Origin of the sequence: Pseudoalteromonas sp. S16_S37, assembly GCF_014694405.1 — a bacterium.
Classification (GTDB): domain Bacteria; phylum Pseudomonadota; class Gammaproteobacteria; order Enterobacterales; family Alteromonadaceae; genus Pseudoalteromonas.
In genome coordinates this window covers 1-16753 of record NZ_JAAUWV010000004.1, presented here as the reverse complement: position 1 = coordinate 16753, position 16753 = coordinate 1, and the positions used below count along the sequence as shown (strand labels likewise).

At 45.8% G+C, this 16753-nt stretch carries 17 protein-coding genes; all 17 read right to left on the bottom strand.

Features of this window, described 5'->3' with window-relative positions; translation table 11 throughout:
• Position 1 precedes the first annotated feature (1 nt).
• A complete protein-coding gene (locus tag HC733_RS03175; RefSeq protein WP_190363612.1) occupies positions 2-1237 on the bottom strand; it encodes a hypothetical protein in 1236 nt (411 codons plus the stop codon).
• Positions 1237-3264, bottom strand: coding sequence for a DUF4815 domain-containing protein (locus tag HC733_RS03170; protein WP_190363611.1), 2028 nt, complete (start codon positions 3262-3264; stop codon positions 1237-1239). Before HC733_RS03170 ends, HC733_RS03175 begins: the two co-directional genes overlap by 1 nt.
• Positions 3265-3273: 9 nt before the next feature.
• Positions 3274-3759, bottom strand: coding sequence for a hypothetical protein (locus HC733_RS03165; protein ID WP_171624567.1), 486 nt, complete (start codon positions 3757-3759; stop codon positions 3274-3276).
• Positions 3760-4100: 341 nt separating this feature from the next.
• Entirely contained in the window at positions 4101-4877 is a 777-nt protein-coding gene (locus HC733_RS03160) for a DUF4376 domain-containing protein (RefSeq protein ID WP_194709957.1), read from the bottom strand.
• A gap of 9 nt (positions 4878-4886) precedes the next feature.
• Complete coding sequence (locus HC733_RS03155) at positions 4887-8234, bottom strand: hypothetical protein (RefSeq protein WP_190363610.1); 3348 nt, start codon at positions 8232-8234, stop codon at positions 4887-4889.
• A gap of 9 nt (positions 8235-8243) precedes the next feature.
• Positions 8244-8807 (bottom strand): phage tail-collar fiber domain-containing protein, encoded by a 564-nt coding sequence (locus tag HC733_RS03150; protein ID WP_190363609.1) that lies wholly within the window; start codon positions 8805-8807, stop codon positions 8244-8246.
• Positions 8808-8876: 69 nt separating this feature from the next.
• Positions 8877-9815 (bottom strand): phage tail protein, encoded by a 939-nt coding sequence (locus tag HC733_RS03145; protein WP_190363608.1) that lies wholly within the window; start codon positions 9813-9815, stop codon positions 8877-8879.
• Positions 9816-9817: 2 nt separating this feature from the next.
• Positions 9818-10723 (bottom strand): baseplate assembly protein, encoded by a 906-nt coding sequence (locus tag HC733_RS03140; protein WP_190363607.1) that lies wholly within the window; start codon positions 10721-10723, stop codon positions 9818-9820.
• A 36-nt stretch (positions 10724-10759) separates the two neighbouring features.
• A complete protein-coding gene (locus HC733_RS03135; protein WP_190363606.1) occupies positions 10760-11638 on the bottom strand; it encodes a hypothetical protein in 879 nt (292 codons plus the stop codon).
• Positions 11635-12066: a hyaluronate lyase N-terminal domain-containing protein gene (locus HC733_RS03130; protein ID WP_190363605.1), complete on the bottom strand. Its 432-nt coding sequence runs from the start codon at positions 12064-12066 to the stop codon at positions 11635-11637. The genes HC733_RS03135 and HC733_RS03130 overlap by 4 nt, the downstream gene beginning before the upstream one ends.
• The gene (locus HC733_RS03125) at positions 12066-12731 is read right to left on the bottom strand and encodes a hyaluronate lyase N-terminal domain-containing protein (RefSeq protein WP_190363604.1); all 666 of its coding nucleotides are present in this window, start codon (positions 12729-12731) and stop codon (positions 12066-12068) included. Before HC733_RS03125 ends, HC733_RS03130 begins: the two co-directional genes overlap by 1 nt.
• A complete protein-coding gene (locus HC733_RS03120) occupies positions 12731-13276 on the bottom strand; it encodes a phage tail protein (RefSeq protein WP_190363603.1) in 546 nt (181 codons plus the stop codon). The genes HC733_RS03125 and HC733_RS03120 overlap by 1 nt, the downstream gene beginning before the upstream one ends.
• Entirely contained in the window at positions 13227-13898 is a 672-nt protein-coding gene (locus tag HC733_RS03115) for a phage tail protein I (RefSeq protein WP_190363602.1), read from the bottom strand. The genes HC733_RS03120 and HC733_RS03115 overlap by 50 nt, the downstream gene beginning before the upstream one ends.
• Positions 13895-14800, bottom strand: coding sequence for a baseplate assembly protein (locus HC733_RS03110; protein WP_190363601.1), 906 nt, complete (start codon positions 14798-14800; stop codon positions 13895-13897). Before HC733_RS03110 ends, HC733_RS03115 begins: the two co-directional genes overlap by 4 nt.
• A 16-nt stretch (positions 14801-14816) precedes the next feature.
• Positions 14817-15521 (bottom strand): hypothetical protein, encoded by a 705-nt coding sequence (locus HC733_RS03105; RefSeq protein WP_190363600.1) that lies wholly within the window; start codon positions 15519-15521, stop codon positions 14817-14819.
• Positions 15522-15766: 245 nt separating this feature from the next.
• On the bottom strand, positions 15767-16471 hold the full coding sequence (locus HC733_RS03100) for a DUF4376 domain-containing protein (protein WP_190363599.1): 705 nt from the start codon (positions 16469-16471) through the stop codon (positions 15767-15769).
• A gap of 9 nt (positions 16472-16480) precedes the next feature.
• Positions 16481-16753, bottom strand: a 273-nt coding sequence (locus HC733_RS03095; protein ID WP_190363598.1) for a hypothetical protein, incomplete at its 5' end; no start/stop codon positions are given.

Genomic DNA, 16753 nt, shown 5'->3' with positions numbered 1-16753 from the left:
CTTAAGTTGAAAATGCGCGTAGGTTTTTCACTCTTGGGCGATGTGCTTCATTGCCGCGTAATACCAATTTCAGTCGTACCCGCTTTAATAAGCTTTCATCTGGCGTATTGGTGCCATCGTTGAATGTATGCAGGTAATCAAATTGCTTCCATCCTCCTTCGCTGGCTGAAGACTTAGTCAATGGAATTAGGATGGGTTCTGGCTGACTATCATCTAATAAGTACACTTCTATTGCTGCTGCGCCATCAAGTACCGCATCAAAGCTCACCGTAAATTGGCCACCATTGTGGCAGCTGATCTCACGAGTGATATAGTCGGCGCTTTGCTCAACCTCACCCAGCGCACATTGGCTGCCTGCAAACAGCACCGGGCTTAGCGTATCGGTGCCCGTTAAATTGGCGCTCACATTGAGGGTTTTACCAATCAGTTTTTGCTTGAGCTGACGTGGCGACCACTCTTGTGCGCGTTCTAAGATGTTGTCACTGCCAGCTACTTTAAAGGTAAAGTCCACGTCTGTTTGTGAGCTTGGTCGCTGCACAACCGCCAGTGCCATTAGGTCGCTAACGCTTTGTGCGGTAACGCTCCCTAAATCAACACTGTGTGTGTGTTGAGTAAACTTGGCGGCTTTTAATTTAAAGGTTAAGTCTTTGTTTTGATGTGGCGTCCAGGTACTGGCATTGCTTGATGACAACAATACACCTACTTGATAAGGCTGACTGGTTACCCAACCATGTTGTTGGTCAAACTGACCGAGTTCGGCAATCGCTACCTCATGCTGCGACCCATCGGTCAACACCACAATCGCGTATTCTTGTCCGGCTTGTAAAAACACCGGGGTAAACTCAAACAACGTGGCTGCGCCTATTGAAATATCATCGCTGGCTACTCGGCTTTGTGCTAACACTGTTTGTGTTGGTATGCCTTGCACTACCTCACGAATCTGTACTTGCACAGACTCACCTCCTTTGTCTGTAAAATACAATTCAACCGCCGCTATAAATCGGCTTTGCTGCAAGGTAAAGGTTTGTGCCAGTGGGTCAAAACGTTGCGTGGTAATAGTTGTTACTTGTGCTAGGGTTTCGGTACGAATTTGACCACTGCCCGTGTAGGTTGCGAACCCTTGTGAACCATGCTCTCCCTTGCCTTGAAACACCACGGTTTTTTCACCCGCGGGGATCGTTTGTGCGGGGATCGTAAATCGACCCGATAGCTCCCCGTTTTCATTTGCTGTGATCATCACGCTTCCTCCGCCACTAATTCAATGCCATCAAACAACACCCTCTCAAGTTGCTCATTTTTACCAAAGCCAGTGATTGTAAAGTGCACAGTTCTTTGACGTAAAAACTCTGCCTGTTGGGTTTGTACCCCCACGCGCTGGGTGTCTACTCGTGTGACAATGCGCTGAACTAAGCCTCCACCACGCGTAAAGCGGCGTGTAATCGGGCTACTCCAGCGCTGACGAGTTTCGGTCCAGTGATCCACATTCGGTGTTAAAGTCACTTGAGCAGGAACGGGCTCAAATGCCTGATAAGGATTCACCTTCATTGAACCCGTACGCTTTGGTTGAGTAAGCACATCTTCTAGCTCAAAAGGCAGTAATAGTGTTTGCTCAGCATCAAGTAACTCGACTTTGGGGGTGATTGGCAGCGTTAATTCACCATCAATGATGGCGGCGCTTTGATCTCTACCTTGGTCTCGAAGGTCATCATCTAAGAATGGGTCAACAAACACGCCATATTTACTGGCAGACTCTTGCGCATTGGCATCGTTACGCAGACGTTCAATAGCAAGCAACTGATATAAATCGCGAATTTGATGCTGCATATTTTGCAAGTCCAGCATGCTCACAGCTTGAATCGCCACCGACTCAATTCGTGGAGCCGTGCCATCCCACAATTGATACACATATGCCAAAGGTAGATGCTGCTCTGGGGCGGCTGGCGGCTGGGGGTACTCCAGTGCCGATGCGCCTTTTATACGCTCAACAACACCTTGTTTGGTCATTACAAATAAATCAATCCGAGGGTTAAACCTCTGATAATCCATTTCAATTTCTTCAGTAAGAATCGTTTCGTCAGCGCCTATATCCGATGTATCAATTCTAAAGCTATTTAAGGTTTGCTCTTTGGTATTAACAACTCGAGAATACACATAGGTCACTTGATAGCTACTGCCCGCAGGAGGTCGCTCTTTTGGACCATCTAGCAACCAAACGATATGATTGTCTTCTTGCTTGAAATCTTGGCCTTCAACATACTCAATTTCGTTATATTCGACCTTTTCAATATGAGTAACGCCAGTATTGTGAAAGCTTTTATCACGGAGTTGCCCAGCTTCTCTGCTCAAATTGCGCGTTGCCCGAATGTCGATACTTGCTCGGTCCACCTGTTTTAAAGGCGCAAAGTCTACTTTTGCCCATAGCTGTTGTTGCCCGTCAACTACCACTAACTCAAGGTTGGTTTTTTCAGCACCAATTACTTGTACATCAGGATCAGCTGGTAGCGTCACCGGCAACGCCATTGCATAACTAAGTTCAAACCCAGCAATATGGGCTTTGCCCGACTGTAAGCTAAAGTGCTGTTTACCATTGTCGGTCTTTATGTAATGCAGGCCCAACCCCTCTACCACATAGTTACCCCCGTTGGACTCTCTATCGTATCGCGCTAACGCGCTCGAAATAGCATCGACTTGAGGCGGCGCTTCTTTGATTTCCAACACGCCTTTGTTTATTTGATATACAGGGTAAAACTCAGTATTAGCAGCTTGCGCCCCCTCTAACAATCCCCAACGACCAGTTACTTGCAAACGCGCCGCGCCTGCTTCGTTGTAGTTATGATGTACCGTTGGCGAGCCTTCACCAGCTGGGTCTCGCAATTCAACATCTTGTTCTTCAGTAACAACGGTGCTTTCTAAAAAGATCCCTACTACAGTATCTTTACTGATATCTAGCTCATATTCAGCGCTTGGGATTGGCCTTACCGCACCGCGGATATATACAGATGCGGCGGCAAGCCTGACGCGTGCGCCATCTTTATCTTGCTCTACTTTAACGCCGCCACCTGAAACAATATTGCCATCTTTTAATAAGGCATCGGCAACACCTTTGACCTGATGGGCCACTTGATGCTGTACATCATTAAGCTCTCGGCTTTGCAGACCTTTGCCGGCGCGAAACAGGATATGTTCGTACTGTTTGTTAGCATCAAACTTTTGGTAGTAATCAGGATGCTCTGCCCTGATTTGATCATAAATATGTGGCTGCATAATGCTCCCTTAGAAGCTTATTACAAATTCAAAAGATTCACGTACCCCTTGGTCGCGATAAATCGCGGGCCGATGCTCAAGTAGCATCAAGGTGCCAATTTGCGACACTTCACTGGGGAGTAAATAAGGTTTGCCATTTGGCACATCGGCATTAGGCTTTGTGCCTACCATTAAACCCAACTCTCGAACGGTTTTTGATAAGCCATCTTCAAAGTCGTAATTAAATTGGCAATACAAGTGCGGGGTTGGATAGTCGACAATTTTATAACGCCCATTGGGGACTTGAATTTCGCCGTTTTCTTGATCTACCTCGCAATACAACACCCGAGTTGCTTTGCGATAACCTAAAGTAGAGGTTAGCTGTGTGCTAGCACTTTGCTCTGGCGGAAGTTGGTTATCCCACTCAATTGCACCTTGCCCCCACGCCAGATAAATATCTTCTTGCTTAATGGACTTAGCCAGTGCAATGCGCCCTGCACGAGTCAATATGGCCACTGTGTACTCCTTAAAATAAATAATGTTGGCAAATAACGCGCACAAAAAAGCCCGCCTCTGCGTTGTGCGAGTCGTTAAAAGGTCTTGAGATCCTGAAACAAGTTCAGGATGACGAACAATCCGTCATTCTGACGAAGGTCAGAATCTCGCTGACGTTCAGCATTGGGCGCTGAGAGCAAGAAGATCCTGAAACAAGTTCAGGATGACGAACAACCCGTCATTCTGACGAAGGTCAGAATCTTGTGACGCTCAGCTCCCTAAACAGACTCAAAATGGCATCTACGAACTTATGAACGACTCTAGTTGCGCATTAGCGGGCTTAAATCTGTGTTAATAGTGAATTATTGGCTAACCCACAATGCGGTTTGTTGCGCTGATGCCAATTTACAGGCCTCAAACAACTGCGCTTTACTCACCTGCGCCACGTCATTGTTTGCCAATATCCATGATGTGCTCTCATCGTCTTGCATGACCACCAGCGCGCGCGCCATACGTTGTTGGCTTAGCTCATCTGCATCAAACTCCATCCCGTCAACTTCTACGGTCAGTTTGGCAAGCTCTTGCATACGTGTTTGCTTAAAGCGTTCACGCTTAACTTGTGCGATTTGCGCTTCACTGTGTGCGTGCGTTGCTGGATAGATATAAGCGACCAAAGCTTCGTCGTCATATTCTGTACGTGCGGGGGTTGCTTCGGTGGTTAATGCAAGGTCAACCTCAACATACTCTGTGCGATAACACTGGCGACGTAGCGATAAGTCTAGTTGTGGTTGAGCTGGTAATTCAGGGACTTCTATCAACTCATCGCTATCGGCATCTAGGTTGGCATTGTGTGCCAGCGCAGCTTGACGCGCCGCCTCCACTTCGACCACTTCAAGTTCCCACGCTTGATATGCAGCAACATGAGCGGCTTGCTCTTGCTCAATGGCCGCTTTTAATGCCTGCTCAACCTGCTCCTGTGGGTGACGTAGTGCCATTTTGGTTAGCACATCGTCATAACTGATGCTTGGCTGCTCAAACAATTGCTGCGCACTGTCAGTGCTTGCTTGTTCATTAATCGCTTGTGTTTCAGGCACAGTTGAGTCGACCGCTAGCGCAGTCTCATTATTAGTTTGTTCCATAATTTGTCCTTAGTGGCTGGCAATACCCAGCGGAAGTTGTGTGTGATGGCAAAATACTTTCACGGTATTGCCGTTTAAATCTGTTTTGGTGTTTTCACCGTTGATGATCGGGATAATTTGGTCATCGCCCCATGATGCAGGGTCAATAGGAATTAAATATTCATGTCTATCTGGCGCATGATGAACACCCACAGCCCCATTGGTTTGAGTCACCCAGTTTGGTGCGTTCCAATTAACACTGGAGGATGTTTTACAATACCAATAACGACCATCCATCACGGTTGTACCTGCATCAAGGTGCACATAGTAGAGATTTCCCGCAACCATATTTGTGCCTAAGTTAGTAGCACTTATTGTTGTAAACTCGGGTGTACCGTACATCAACTCTGCACCATTAAACTGCAAATATAACAAGCCATTTTTTTCTACTACGGTGCTCAATGTTTTAACCGCGCTTGATGGCTCTGTTTGGCTATCTAAATTCAGCGGCGCGTGTTTGGGTTCATCCCCAAGAGATTGTGTCCACGTCAATTGACCTGTAGGAGCATATTTACTGAGTTTATTAACCGCAACCTCTTCGTGTATAAATGCACCATTGGCTCGCGTGCCCACATTACCCGTTAAACTCGGTTGTAAGCGGTTGCCGTAGGCTGTTAAGTTAGCTTGCGTTGCATACACATTGCCTACAGTGCTTATCACTGGCTGGTGGCTGGTGGCCTGAGTAAAATAAGCAGGGGTTTTATAGCTGAGTAAGACAACAATATCAGGGTGCCAACTTCCCGAACTGGTATTTTTGATGTTATCAAAACCAACGTCTGAGTTTGTCCAAGTTTCACCTAAATCTCGAGTATAAGTCGCATTTAACTTACTATCTGTAGTTTTTTTATTCAGTGGATATCCATACGAATTATCAGGTAACTTTGGCAACCACTGGCCAACAACGCCGTTAGGGAACGTCTCCGCAATACGCTCAGGGTGACCAACTATGTCAGTCCACGGGAGAGAGTCAAATTCACTCGTCATTTGCTCGCCGTTTACTAAATAAATATCATCTCCAATCTGCCAGTCTAGCAAAGTGCTTGACCCGACATTCTGAAACCTGTTTTCTAATAATGCACTCGGAACATCTGAAGTATAAATATTGCCGCTGGGTTCAACATATATTGGGTAAAGTATATTGCCTCGAATACTGTTATATAAGTAGCTAAATGGCCTATTTTGAGGTTCAACTTCATAACCATTTTGTGTATCAACGGTTCCAAACAAGTTTATGTAATACTTACCTGCATATGCACTGGCTATTGCTAGTTTTTTTGCTTTCACAGTGGTGAATATTGTTTTTCCTTTACCACGCAATGTGCCTGCTATTGCTTTATTTAAAGCATCTTCGCGCAGTTGATTAACATCTAATTTATTGGCGTTTAGGCGTAAGTCTTCCACTTGGCCTGCGTAGATAGCATCATAGTATGTATATTGGTCTAGGCGACCATAAACGCTATCATTGTGATTTTCTATACTTGAACCCCAGCGGCCCCAAGCAACTTTACCGTGCTCCCATTGCGTGTCATTGGCAGAATAGTTAAAACAAGCTGCTTGAGAGGTCAAAAATTCAACTCCGGTTGCATCATGCCAATATTTTAAAAAGCCACCTGTATGCCAAACTTTTGCCGTGCCCATCGGGTTATATGTTGGGTGATAAGCACCTTGGTTTAAGCGCTGGACTATCGCAATAGGTATAGTCAAAGGTTTAGTCTGTCCATAGCTTAGTGAGCCGATTGTTGTACCTTCCCCTTCAGCAACGCCATTATCTTGTTTAGTGTAAATGGTGTGCGTATGACCTTTCATTACAAACACTTTAGAAGTAACACTCTGTGATGAGCCTTGCGCAAACGTGATACGTCGCCTATCCGCAATTGCCCACTCTGTTGTTATCTCATGCACAGATGGACGTAATTCATTCCATTGGTCGCCATAACCTTCAACTACTCGAACCCGGTACCGTACCTGAATATACGCTTTGGCTTCTGGGTCGTAATAAATATTGTGCTCAGGATTTTTTAAAAACTTAACGCGGTTTACGGCAGATAGAGTTGACCATTTTACGCCATACCCTTTGGTATCGGTGTCCCATTCACCAAACGCGGAGTAACCTTGTGCAACTAAATTACTGGCAAGGCCAATGCCCTCGTAAGTATTTGCACCGAATTGCACGTTACCCAGTGGATAAACCACATCTTTATCGGCAATTTTTTCATGCCACGACTCAAGGAAAACGAGGTCTTTACGAGAGGTGATGACTTGTTCGGTAACGGGCATTACCGATACATTTCTGATTGATACAGATTCACCAACCGCTGTTGGCGAGTTAGTGCCAACGTTGATACGCGTTGATGAGGCCGTGGCAACATGCTTAACGGTAACATCATACCATTTGCCTACTTGAGGTGTACGCTCAATAAATTCTGTGTCTCCAAACGCAGCAAATACGTGGTTGTTTTCATGTACTTTAATCGACACCTTTAACACATACTCTTTACCAGCTTCTGTCGGTACCTGCTGATTAATAAGCGATGCATATGTTCCATCAATATCAGTGAGGGTAGCGACCCCATTAGTTACTGACACTTCATCGTTTGCTGCGTTAAGAGACCAGCCCGAAATATCACCGGTACTAAAGTTACCATTGGTTACCAACCCACCAAACGCCTCTTCAGCACTAGCATGTTGGGTTACTTTTCCCGTGGCAGAATCATAGGTTTTAGTGCCATCGGGGGCGTCTGGAAAGTTAATTTGATTAAGAATGTCTGGGTTTGCTGAATTAACAAAGCTCAATCGTAACTGCGTGCCATCAACTGAGCATAATGGGAAGTTAGAACTTGATTTCCCTTGCTGTCCTCCACCATCTGAACCCGTCATCAATTGATTTTTATACGCAGGTGCCTTTGCAGGTTGAAATAGGCCCTCGTTTATCCACTGTGGACTCCAATTACCCTCAGTGGTGTAACACTTCCCCCATTCCACAAACCCACTGCCCGCATATTGCTGCTTGCGCATTTGGCGCAGTGCATCAAACTGAGCTTTGGTCATTACCTCTGGGTGTGGGTTGATTTTTTGTGTTTCGTTAATCAGCGTTGCAAGCGTATCAACTTGGTATTCTGTGTCGTTTAAGTCTTTAAAAGTGACTTTACCGGTTTTGGTTTGCCAGTCGCGGGCAGCTTGATGGTTTTGTTTAGCAAGCTGGTGTACTTTGTCTATCTCTTGCCAGCTGTCTTCTATGGCAGTTTTTAGGTTTGAGACTTCGTTGGTTTGCTCGGTGACGATGGCATTAATTTCAGTTAGTTTTAAATCTATACTCATGATGATTCCTTACAATCCGGCGTTTCTTAACCGTTTGTTCAGTAAAAAGTTTTGGTGAATTTGTTTGGTCAAGTTTTTACTTTGTAAGACGTGTGCGTAGGTCATGGTGAGCAGCTCTTCGGTTAAAAACACGTTGGCGTTGTTCACCCCAACCGTACACGTAATATTGTCATTAGGCAGAGCCGATACGCTGAGGTTAAATACCTCAAGCCAAGCGGCATCGGCTGATTTATAGTTCAGCTGCTTATTTGGCACACTGTACACAGCCACTAAGGTCTGCTCAGTTGACCAAATACCAATCTCTTTTACTGGGTATTCTTGTGGGCCATCAAATAAGGCACTAAAGCGCAGCTGTTTGCCAAACTGGTGGTCGTCAAAAATTTCAGCACCACCAATGGGGACTATTTGTAGCTGGTTGCGAAGTGCGGTTTGTGTGTTGCTAGGAGCATAGGCTTGATCTCCCGCCGACACATGGGTGATCGCCATACTAATGCCCTGCTGAGAGGCGCTAAGCAGTTTGCTCAAGCCTTGCTCAGTCCACACGATAGGCGTAAATGTGCTTGGGTCGCTCATGTTGGTTTCCGATTGATTTTACTAAAAACAAAATATGAAAGCGCGAATGCGCCAAAGAAAATGGCTTGCCTAACCGTTTGGCAGGGTTGCAATCAGGTTTAATGTGCCGTAGTTCATTCGCCCGGTGCTTGCGCCCGAGAAGCTTAATGGTGCCACATTAGTGATGCGCTTATAGTTCATTTGCACGCTACATAATTGCTGTGATTGCCAATTGGCGTTTTGCCAACGGTCATGCCATGGACCTAACCACACCCGTTGTGCAAGGGTACGTTGTTGACTAAATAAACGACTCCGCACAATGATGTTAGGCAGATGCGATGGCTGGTTGGTGGTTAAGCAGTAGCGACCTGTCTCTTGAACATCTAAATGCTCACTTATTTGACTGCGTTTGCGCTGGTGGGCAAAGCTAATTTGCTCAACGCTTGCATCAACAAAGTGCTTTTGTGTGCGGCCAAAACTGGCCTTAACTAAACCTTTGCCTTGATGCTTAAACATCACACCAGAGTAATCACTGAGCACATGACCAAACCCACAGCCTTGGCTTGATAGCGTTTGCTTGCGAATGTCATAGCCATGATATACGCGAGTCAGTTCGCTGCTCACCGGTGCCGATAGCTGTGCCAGATTAACCACCTTGGTTAAGCGCTCGTCACCGGGCACAGTGCCTGCTTCAATTTGATAGGTATAATAATGCTGCCCCGGTGGGGTGTTTTCTATCTGTGCATCGTTTAGCTCAAGCCAACCAAGTGCCGTGGTTAAACTTTTTGGCGTGCCTCGAATACGTTGCCATGCCAGCCCGTCTTTAAGAGTTTTGCGCACATCTTGGCTGTAGGGCAAAATGCTTTCTAACCCATACTCCCACACTAGCCACATAAGTTGCGCATCGTGCGGATTGGCCTTCATGTTGGTTAGATTAGCAATTGCGCCATCAAACAGGGTTGTTTGATCTTGGCTTTGCAAGCCTTTGAGCTGCAGCGGGCTATGATTAGGGGGTAAAAGTTGTTGCATTGTTACCTCACGCAAAGTGTGAGTTTAATATTGCCCGGTACGGCACATTGCTCTGGCGTGATGTTAATTAAGCCATTGGGCTTTTTAATTTCAACCTGACTCACCCCGCTTTTGTGCAGTTGCGCGCTTATCCAACTCGGTGCTAAATCCCAATCTAGTTTTGCCTCATCGCGCCACGCGTTGCGCAGCAGCGGCTCTAGCTCATTAAACACATCGCTAGAGGTATTGGGCTGTAAATAGATATCCGCTTCAATATCAACTACTTTCATATCAGCGGGTTGCACTGTTACCGAATCGGTGAGCATTTTAACGCTATCATCCAACACTTTGTCTTTGACACGTTCAACCGTGGTTTTGCTTGGCGGTGCATCTGCTGGTTGTGGTTCGTTCTTGATGCCTAAGGTATGGCTATCCAATGCCTCTTTTGCTAACACGGTTACAATCACACTACCGCGGATCACTTTACCGTCTCGTATATTGGTTACCGATACATCGGCAATCTCGTTAGGTGCGGCATTAATAGCATGATTACGATAGTGCTCGGCACTGCCTGCGGTGCTTGATGCAATGGTATTGTTACGAATACGTTGACGATAATCGTCATCTTGCTCATCGGCCACTCGCTCAACGCCATAAAAGGCACCGAGGTGCTCTAAATCAGCGCCTTTGGCAAAGGCCAATAAATTTGACTGCGCCGCTTGGTTAATGCGCTGGCGCAGTAATAGTTCTTGATAGCTTTCTACCTGAAGCCACACAGTTAACGGGTCACTCTCAAGTTCAAGCGCCTGCGCATAGTCTGGCGCAAGCTCTATAAAGCGCGCCTTACGCGCTTTATAGATGGCTTCAAATGAGAGTGATTCGATAATGTTGGGATCAGGGAGTTTGCTTAAATCGATATAACTGGTCATCGATTAGGCTCCTTGAATTTTTTGGCGAAAAGCGAACTATTTAATTCTCATGTAATATGGAAGCTCTGTATTTGACTCTTGCGCTTGAATCGTGCCAATGCCTTTTTTAAATAGCGTAATTTTACCGTCACCATAGCGTGAGACATATACACCACCATTACCATTGCTTGCCAATCCTCGAAACTGTCCCGAAGAATAGATTTTTGGTTTGATTGACTCTCCTGGAACAATAGCGCCCAATTTGTCGTATTTTTTAATGTCTGAGTGGTTGTGAATTGAAATGTAAAAGCCACCTTCGTGATAGGCCAACCCACTAGCATATATATCAATATTTGGAATTGTTGACATATATTGACCTGTTTTTGTGTAGGATGTCAGTGACAGTTGATTACCCGTTTGCGAGGCTGATAATACCCAAATAAACTCACCATCATAGGTAAAGTCACGGCAGCCAAAATTCTGAGAAAAGCGAAATTGACTAATATGCTCTAGATTGGTTGTGAATCGATGAATATTCGCATTATTGTAGTCGTAGATGAGTATATGTGTACCATCAAACGTTAACGCCGTAACATACGCTACGTGTGCACTTACATCAAAACTCTCAATTTCACCTTCAAAATTTTCGTCAACGCGATAAACTATTTTGTTGTTTTGAGCTGCAAAAAATATATAGCCGCTTGCATATGTTAACGACAAATCTCCAGAAGGTGCACCTGACATTACAGCAGCTGGTAGATATAAATGACGACTAGCATCTGGATACTGCGCAAAATCTAATTCACAATGCCCCGAACGCAGCCATACCGAGCCATCAGGCGCATGGTATTTTATTTCAGTTTCAGGTAGCTGCATTGCTATTACACTATTTACAGGTAAAGAACCTGCGGTACTTTCGAAATCATTATGGATCATAAATACCACTCTCCATTCAAATAGATTAAACTACGCTGCACACTCGTTTTGGTCATTTGATACTCAGTACCTGCAACGTCTTTTTTATAAATTGACTGACCTTGCGGCGCTAACACTCTGACCGGATTTTCTCTTGTTGCACCACAGTTTCTACCAAGCATGACAGAGACAACCGCTCCCTCAATGGCTGAGGTCGGCAACTGCAATGTGGTTACTGAGGTAAACAAATAACGTCCACCTGCTGTGGCCAATGTCGGTTGGTCAACCAGTGTGAACTTGCCCATTTCAACAGGCACGCCGCCTAAGGTTTGCCCATCACCAATAAACAACTGCTCAGCCTCTGGAGACCATCCCGGCTCGCCGTTGGCGAGAACGGTTTGTAACCGTTCTGCCTCGGGTCCGCGTCTAAATTGAATCTTTCGACCCATTAAAATGTGCCTCCGTCAATGTCGCCGTCCTCAACCGCTAAGCCTAATGAATTAACCCAATCTTTTACCCATGCGGTGTTGGCAATATGGGTGCTGTCGTCAGACAACGCGCGAGTGGGTGCTTTTGGGTTGCCTGTAAAGTTTGGTGAGGTAAATAACTGTGCTTTAGATTCATTGGTAACGTTACTTAAACCTACATCGCTTTTATTGATTGTTACCGCGCCCGTTTTGCCATTTACAGATAAAACGTTATCGGTTGGCGTTCTGAGTAAAATCCAGTTCGATAGCACGTTGGCTGGGTTCGCTTTTAGCACATACGACTTGTTCTCGTCAGTACGAATTGCCAAATCGCCCGGCTGTGCCGTTAGCGCAAGCATGGCGGCTTGGTTTGCCACTTCAAACGGCTGGCCAATGGCTAAACTTGGTAGCACGCCCTCTGGAATTTTACCGCTGCCATCAAGGGTTAATACTTGATTTGCGCCTGTACCAGCATCTTTATAAATGGCGCTGCCAAGGGTGCCAAAAATGTCAATACCACCCGGGGTTTGGCCGTCACCTACAAACAGTTTTTTGCTATCGGTAAGCCAAATTGGTTCACCGCTTGCTGGGGTTACGTTGGTTCTGTTGGCTGCTGGGCCGCGTCTAAATTGTAATTTGTTTGCCATTATAAAGTGCCTCCATCTAGGCTAGTTGCATTAGGATAAGAATCTGAAAAAGCACCGCCATCAAGTGATAGCAGGCCCATAAATTTGTTGATTTCATTGGCGACATGTTCTTGCGTGGCGTACACCATAGATGGGTCAATTTTTAAATTTACCGCATTAGCCTGAACCACATCGATCACCGCTTTTATGCCAAGCTCGGCGCTGGCGTTGTCGGCAATATTAGGTTTGTATGTTTCTGGATATTTAACAATGGCAAACGCCACATCATCTTCGGTATAAAAGGCCGCTTCGCGAACATAAAAGCCGCCTTCAGTTGATGGTACTACCCCTATAATTTCGAGCATTGAAGGGCTTTCATCGAGGGTTTTAGAGCTATTGATTAGCCCCCTAAAGCGCTCATTAGTAAGGCCTTGCGCATCTGGGTGAATTAGGCCATCGCCTACGGCAAATTTGGTTAAATTGATTTTTTGGCCCGTGCCAATGGCGTTGGCAATTTTAGCTCGACCAGCTGGGGTCAGCATGGTCCAGTATTGAGGCTGAGACATAACTACTCCGAGGATATACTTTGATTTGATTAAAAGATTGGTTAACAAGCGCAACACGCAACGACGACTCACTGCTAATTTCGCTGGCATAATAGGGATATACGGTGGCAGTAATGCCCGATGTGGCAGCACTGGCAAAGGCCAATTCTGTCTCACTGAGCAAGCTCACCGATAAATCAAACTGCACACTTTCGCGCTTGGTATGGGTGATGGTGGCATAGATCTGCTCTATCACCTCTTGATCTATGCCTTTGTCGGTCACCGACACATCAACCGAAAACGTCCCCGCAACGCCTTGCGGTGTTTTTTCAAACCACTCTTTTAGGTTTGTTTTATAACCAAACGGGGTAAGGCCATTAATAATGGCAAAGCGCGTGCCTAAATGTTTGTGCTGCTCATAACTTTGCGAGACAACCAAACGCTTGGTTGCATCACTCCAACTTTCATCCCATTGCGTTACACCTTGGCTCCAAGCAAGCCAAGGTAGCAAAGACGTTGGACAACTTTGTGCATCCCACAATGTGGTAATAAAGTCTGTGCCATCACAAATTGGCTGTAGAAGATCTTGGGCTAATTCTTGTAGTTCGCCTTGCAGTTGTGTGCCATTGTGCAACTGACTCATGCCACAACCTCAAAGGTGATTTTATCTAAGCCGTTTTCACACCAAGCAACTTCATCTTGCGCTACAACAATGTTGCTATTTGGCTCAATAAGCTCAACTTCTTCAACCCCTTGTTGATGCAACACAGCAAACAGTGCCGAGCGTTTGATGCTTTGTCCAAGGCCATTTTGTTTAGCAATAAAGTGCGCGGCTTTTTCAAGTACTTGCTCTTTGACATGGGTGTTCCCCGGGCCTTTCTCTAGCTTGATGTGGGCATTTAGCGTATATGGCTTTATTTTTGGTGGCACTATCTCTACACGGTCGCCAATGGGGCGAATTTTTTGTGTCTCTAACGCATGAGAGACACGTTCGGGTGAGCCTGCTTGCAGTCCAAAAGCTTCGTGTAAGGTGTTCATCAGATCGCTTGATGGCAAGCCATTTTGTGACTCGTTACTTAACACTGTAAGCACAACATGGCACGGCGATGGGCTGGCAACATGCACATCTTTTACCCGTTCATCAGCGCTCAAAGTATGATAGCGGTAGCTTTTACCGGTGCCTGCGGTATTTAGGCTATGAAACGCCAGTTGCACGCGCTCGCGCAGGCGGGTGTCGCTTTCATTTTGCTGGCGTGCAACCGCGTATTTGCTGGCTATTTGGTCTAAGTCTGCCCCTGTTGCGCTGCTGAGCATGGTCGATTTAGCGGCATCGTTCACCCGTGCACGCAGTAACATGGCTTGATACGCATAGGTGTTGAGCAGTTGCGTAAGTGGCTCAGATTCAAGCCCCAAAGTTTGCTCAAGCGCTGGATTTTGCGCTAATAAATTGTTTTTTAACTCTTTAAGCAGTTGCTCGTAGTCTAACTGTTCTAACACATTAGGCGGCGGCAACTTTGATAAATCAATGAGTTGAGATTTTGACATGGCTTGTTAAGTCCTTTTATTCACCGTGGTAAAAATAAATGGCAACGTTGTTAGGCTGTAAAACTTGCCCATTTTGAATGGTGTTGTTGGCAAGGTTTAAGTTCATTGCCTTGGTGGTATCTAACCAATTTTCGCCTTGTAAATACGCACAAAAATCAGGCCCGTCGGGCTGAGCTTGTCGAGTGAGTTTAAAGGCGGTATCGCTGCCATCGGGCACATGATTATGGTTGTATCGGCCCATCACCCCTTTGGGAAAGGTTTGCGTAAATTTGTTGGGCGTGGCTATCACATCCATTTGCGGCATGGCGGTAAACTCCTCCCCTTCACCGATGGTGGCAATCATAATATGCGCGGTAACTTGGCTGTGCTCGCTGATGGTATTGCCCAAGCTAAACCAGTTCTCATCATCTGTATTGGGGTTTACCAAGGCTAAGTCTTCACCATTTACCACGATGCAGTTATCCACCTGAACCCACTCAGCCAATTGATGACCACCCGCAAAACTGCCTAAATTGGTATTACCAAATGAGGTGAATTTGATCAAAACGGGTTGAACAAGGGGCTGAACGAGCGAGTTAGCAAAATATTGCTCACGACCATACACAGGCAAGTTTTGGGTAAGTGGATTGTTGACAGGCTCGGCTGCAATGCTATCAATAAAAATAGTACTGGTGGATGCTCGGCACACGTCAGCATGCACCAAGGTAAAAGGATTGCTCATAGTTTGGCTCTGCTTTTTAATGAGTATTCAAAACCGCGCAAACAAAAAATGGGCATAGAGTAAAACCCTATGCCCATTTCGTTACGGGAAAGACCACTGTTTCAATTTGCTGAAATAGTAGCAATTATTTAGAAAAGAAAACGGTCAAGTTTGACCGTTTTGAAAAAGAAGTGAAGCAGTCACTTTGTGGCTGCTTGATTAGAAGTGGAATGATGGTAGAAGCTTTTTAAAAGCGGTCGTAGCCACTATGCTACCCAAAGTTCAGATTGCCTTTGTGCTGCAAGTAAACAGGCCTGTGTGAGCTGCGCTTTGCTTACCTCAGCCACTTCGTTGTTAGCCAACACCCAAAGCTGAGTGTCTTCGTCAGACATAAGCAAAATAGCCCGCGCCATGCGTTGTTGACTCAGCTCATCACCATCAAACACCATATCGTCAACTTCAATGGTGATAGCCGCAACGTTTGCGGCGCGTTGAGCTTTAAAGCGTTCGCGTTTTACTTTGGCGATTTGCTCGTCAGTATGAGCAATTGTTTTAGGGTGATGGTATGCAATTAGTGTGTCATCGTCATAAACAACATATTCGTCTTGCGCTTCAGTTGTGAGCTCTAAATCTACCTCTACGCTTTTGACTTCATAACACGCACGACGTTTTGCTATGTCAATTACAGGTTCAGTCGGTAGTGTTGGAACATCTACCTGATCGTTTGGGTTTGCTGCGTTGTGCGCCTGTGCTTGCTCAATTTCAGCTTGAATTACTGGGAGTGCTTCTAGCCATTGTGCATGTGCTTGTTCGTGTGCCGATTGCTCTTGTTCGATAGCCTGTTGCAGCGCTTGTGTGATTTGCTCTTGTGGGTGTCGCAGGGCAATTTTGGTGTGTATATCTTTATAGGTGATCACAGCCTGTTGCTCAGTGACTGGTTCATTTGCTTGTTCATTCATTTGTTCGTTCATAGCAGGGCCTTAGTTGTTGTATGCGATGCCAATTGGGAATTGAGTGTGGTGGCAGAACACTTTGACGGTGTTGCCATTGAGGTCAGTTTTAACATTTTCACCATCAACGATAGGAATGGTTTGGTCGTCGCCCCAATCGGTGCCGTTGTGTTTTAGTTCAGCACCGTGGAATTGTAGATAGAGAAGACCATTTCGCTTAGCACATGAGTAAAGAGCTTTGAAACCTGGAGACCGGTCGTTAGGTGCGTCAAGACTAACTCCCGTATGTTTGGGTTCATCGCC

What these genes read in the sequence shown, in the direction of transcription:
- HC733_RS03175 (WP_190363612.1), bottom strand. Translation starts at nt 1,237, where the DNA reads ATGATCACAGCAAATGAAAACGGGGAGCTATCGGGTCGATTTACGATC.
- HC733_RS03140 (WP_190363607.1), bottom strand. Translation starts at nt 10,723, where the DNA reads ATGACCAGTTATATCGATTTAAGCAAACTCCCTGATCCCAACATTATC.
- HC733_RS03125 (WP_190363604.1), bottom strand. Translation starts at nt 12,731, where the DNA reads ATGGCAAACAAATTACAATTTAGACGCGGCCCAGCAGCCAACAGAACC.
- HC733_RS03170 (WP_190363611.1), bottom strand. Translation starts at nt 3,264, where the DNA reads ATGCAGCCACATATTTATGATCAAATCAGGGCAGAGCATCCTGATTAC.
- HC733_RS03100 (WP_190363599.1), bottom strand. Translation starts at nt 16,471, where the DNA reads ATGAACGAACAAATGAATGAACAAGCAAATGAACCAGTCACTGAGCAA.
- HC733_RS03120 (WP_190363603.1), bottom strand. Translation starts at nt 13,276, where the DNA reads ATGTCTCAGCCTCAATACTGGACCATGCTGACCCCAGCTGGTCGAGCT.
- HC733_RS03135 (WP_190363606.1), bottom strand. Translation starts at nt 11,638, where the DNA reads ATGATCCATAATGATTTCGAAAGTACCGCAGGTTCTTTACCTGTAAAT.
- HC733_RS03145 (WP_190363608.1), bottom strand. Translation starts at nt 9,815, where the DNA reads ATGCAACAACTTTTACCCCCTAATCATAGCCCGCTGCAGCTCAAAGGC.
- HC733_RS03155 (WP_190363610.1), bottom strand. Translation starts at nt 8,234, where the DNA reads ATGAGTATAGATTTAAAACTAACTGAAATTAATGCCATCGTCACCGAG.
- HC733_RS03130 (WP_190363605.1), bottom strand. Translation starts at nt 12,066, where the DNA reads ATGGGTCGAAAGATTCAATTTAGACGCGGACCCGAGGCAGAACGGTTA.
- HC733_RS03110 (WP_190363601.1), bottom strand. Translation starts at nt 14,800, where the DNA reads ATGTCAAAATCTCAACTCATTGATTTATCAAAGTTGCCGCCGCCTAAT.
- HC733_RS03115 (WP_190363602.1), bottom strand. Translation starts at nt 13,898, where the DNA reads ATGAGTCAGTTGCACAATGGCACACAACTGCAAGGCGAACTACAAGAA.
- HC733_RS03150 (WP_190363609.1), bottom strand. Translation starts at nt 8,807, where the DNA reads ATGAGCGACCCAAGCACATTTACGCCTATCGTGTGGACTGAGCAAGGC.
- HC733_RS03160 (WP_194709957.1), bottom strand. Translation starts at nt 4,877, where the DNA reads ATGGAACAAACTAATAATGAGACTGCGCTAGCGGTCGACTCAACTGTG.
- HC733_RS03105 (WP_190363600.1), bottom strand. Translation starts at nt 15,521, where the DNA reads ATGAGCAATCCTTTTACCTTGGTGCATGCTGACGTGTGCCGAGCATCC.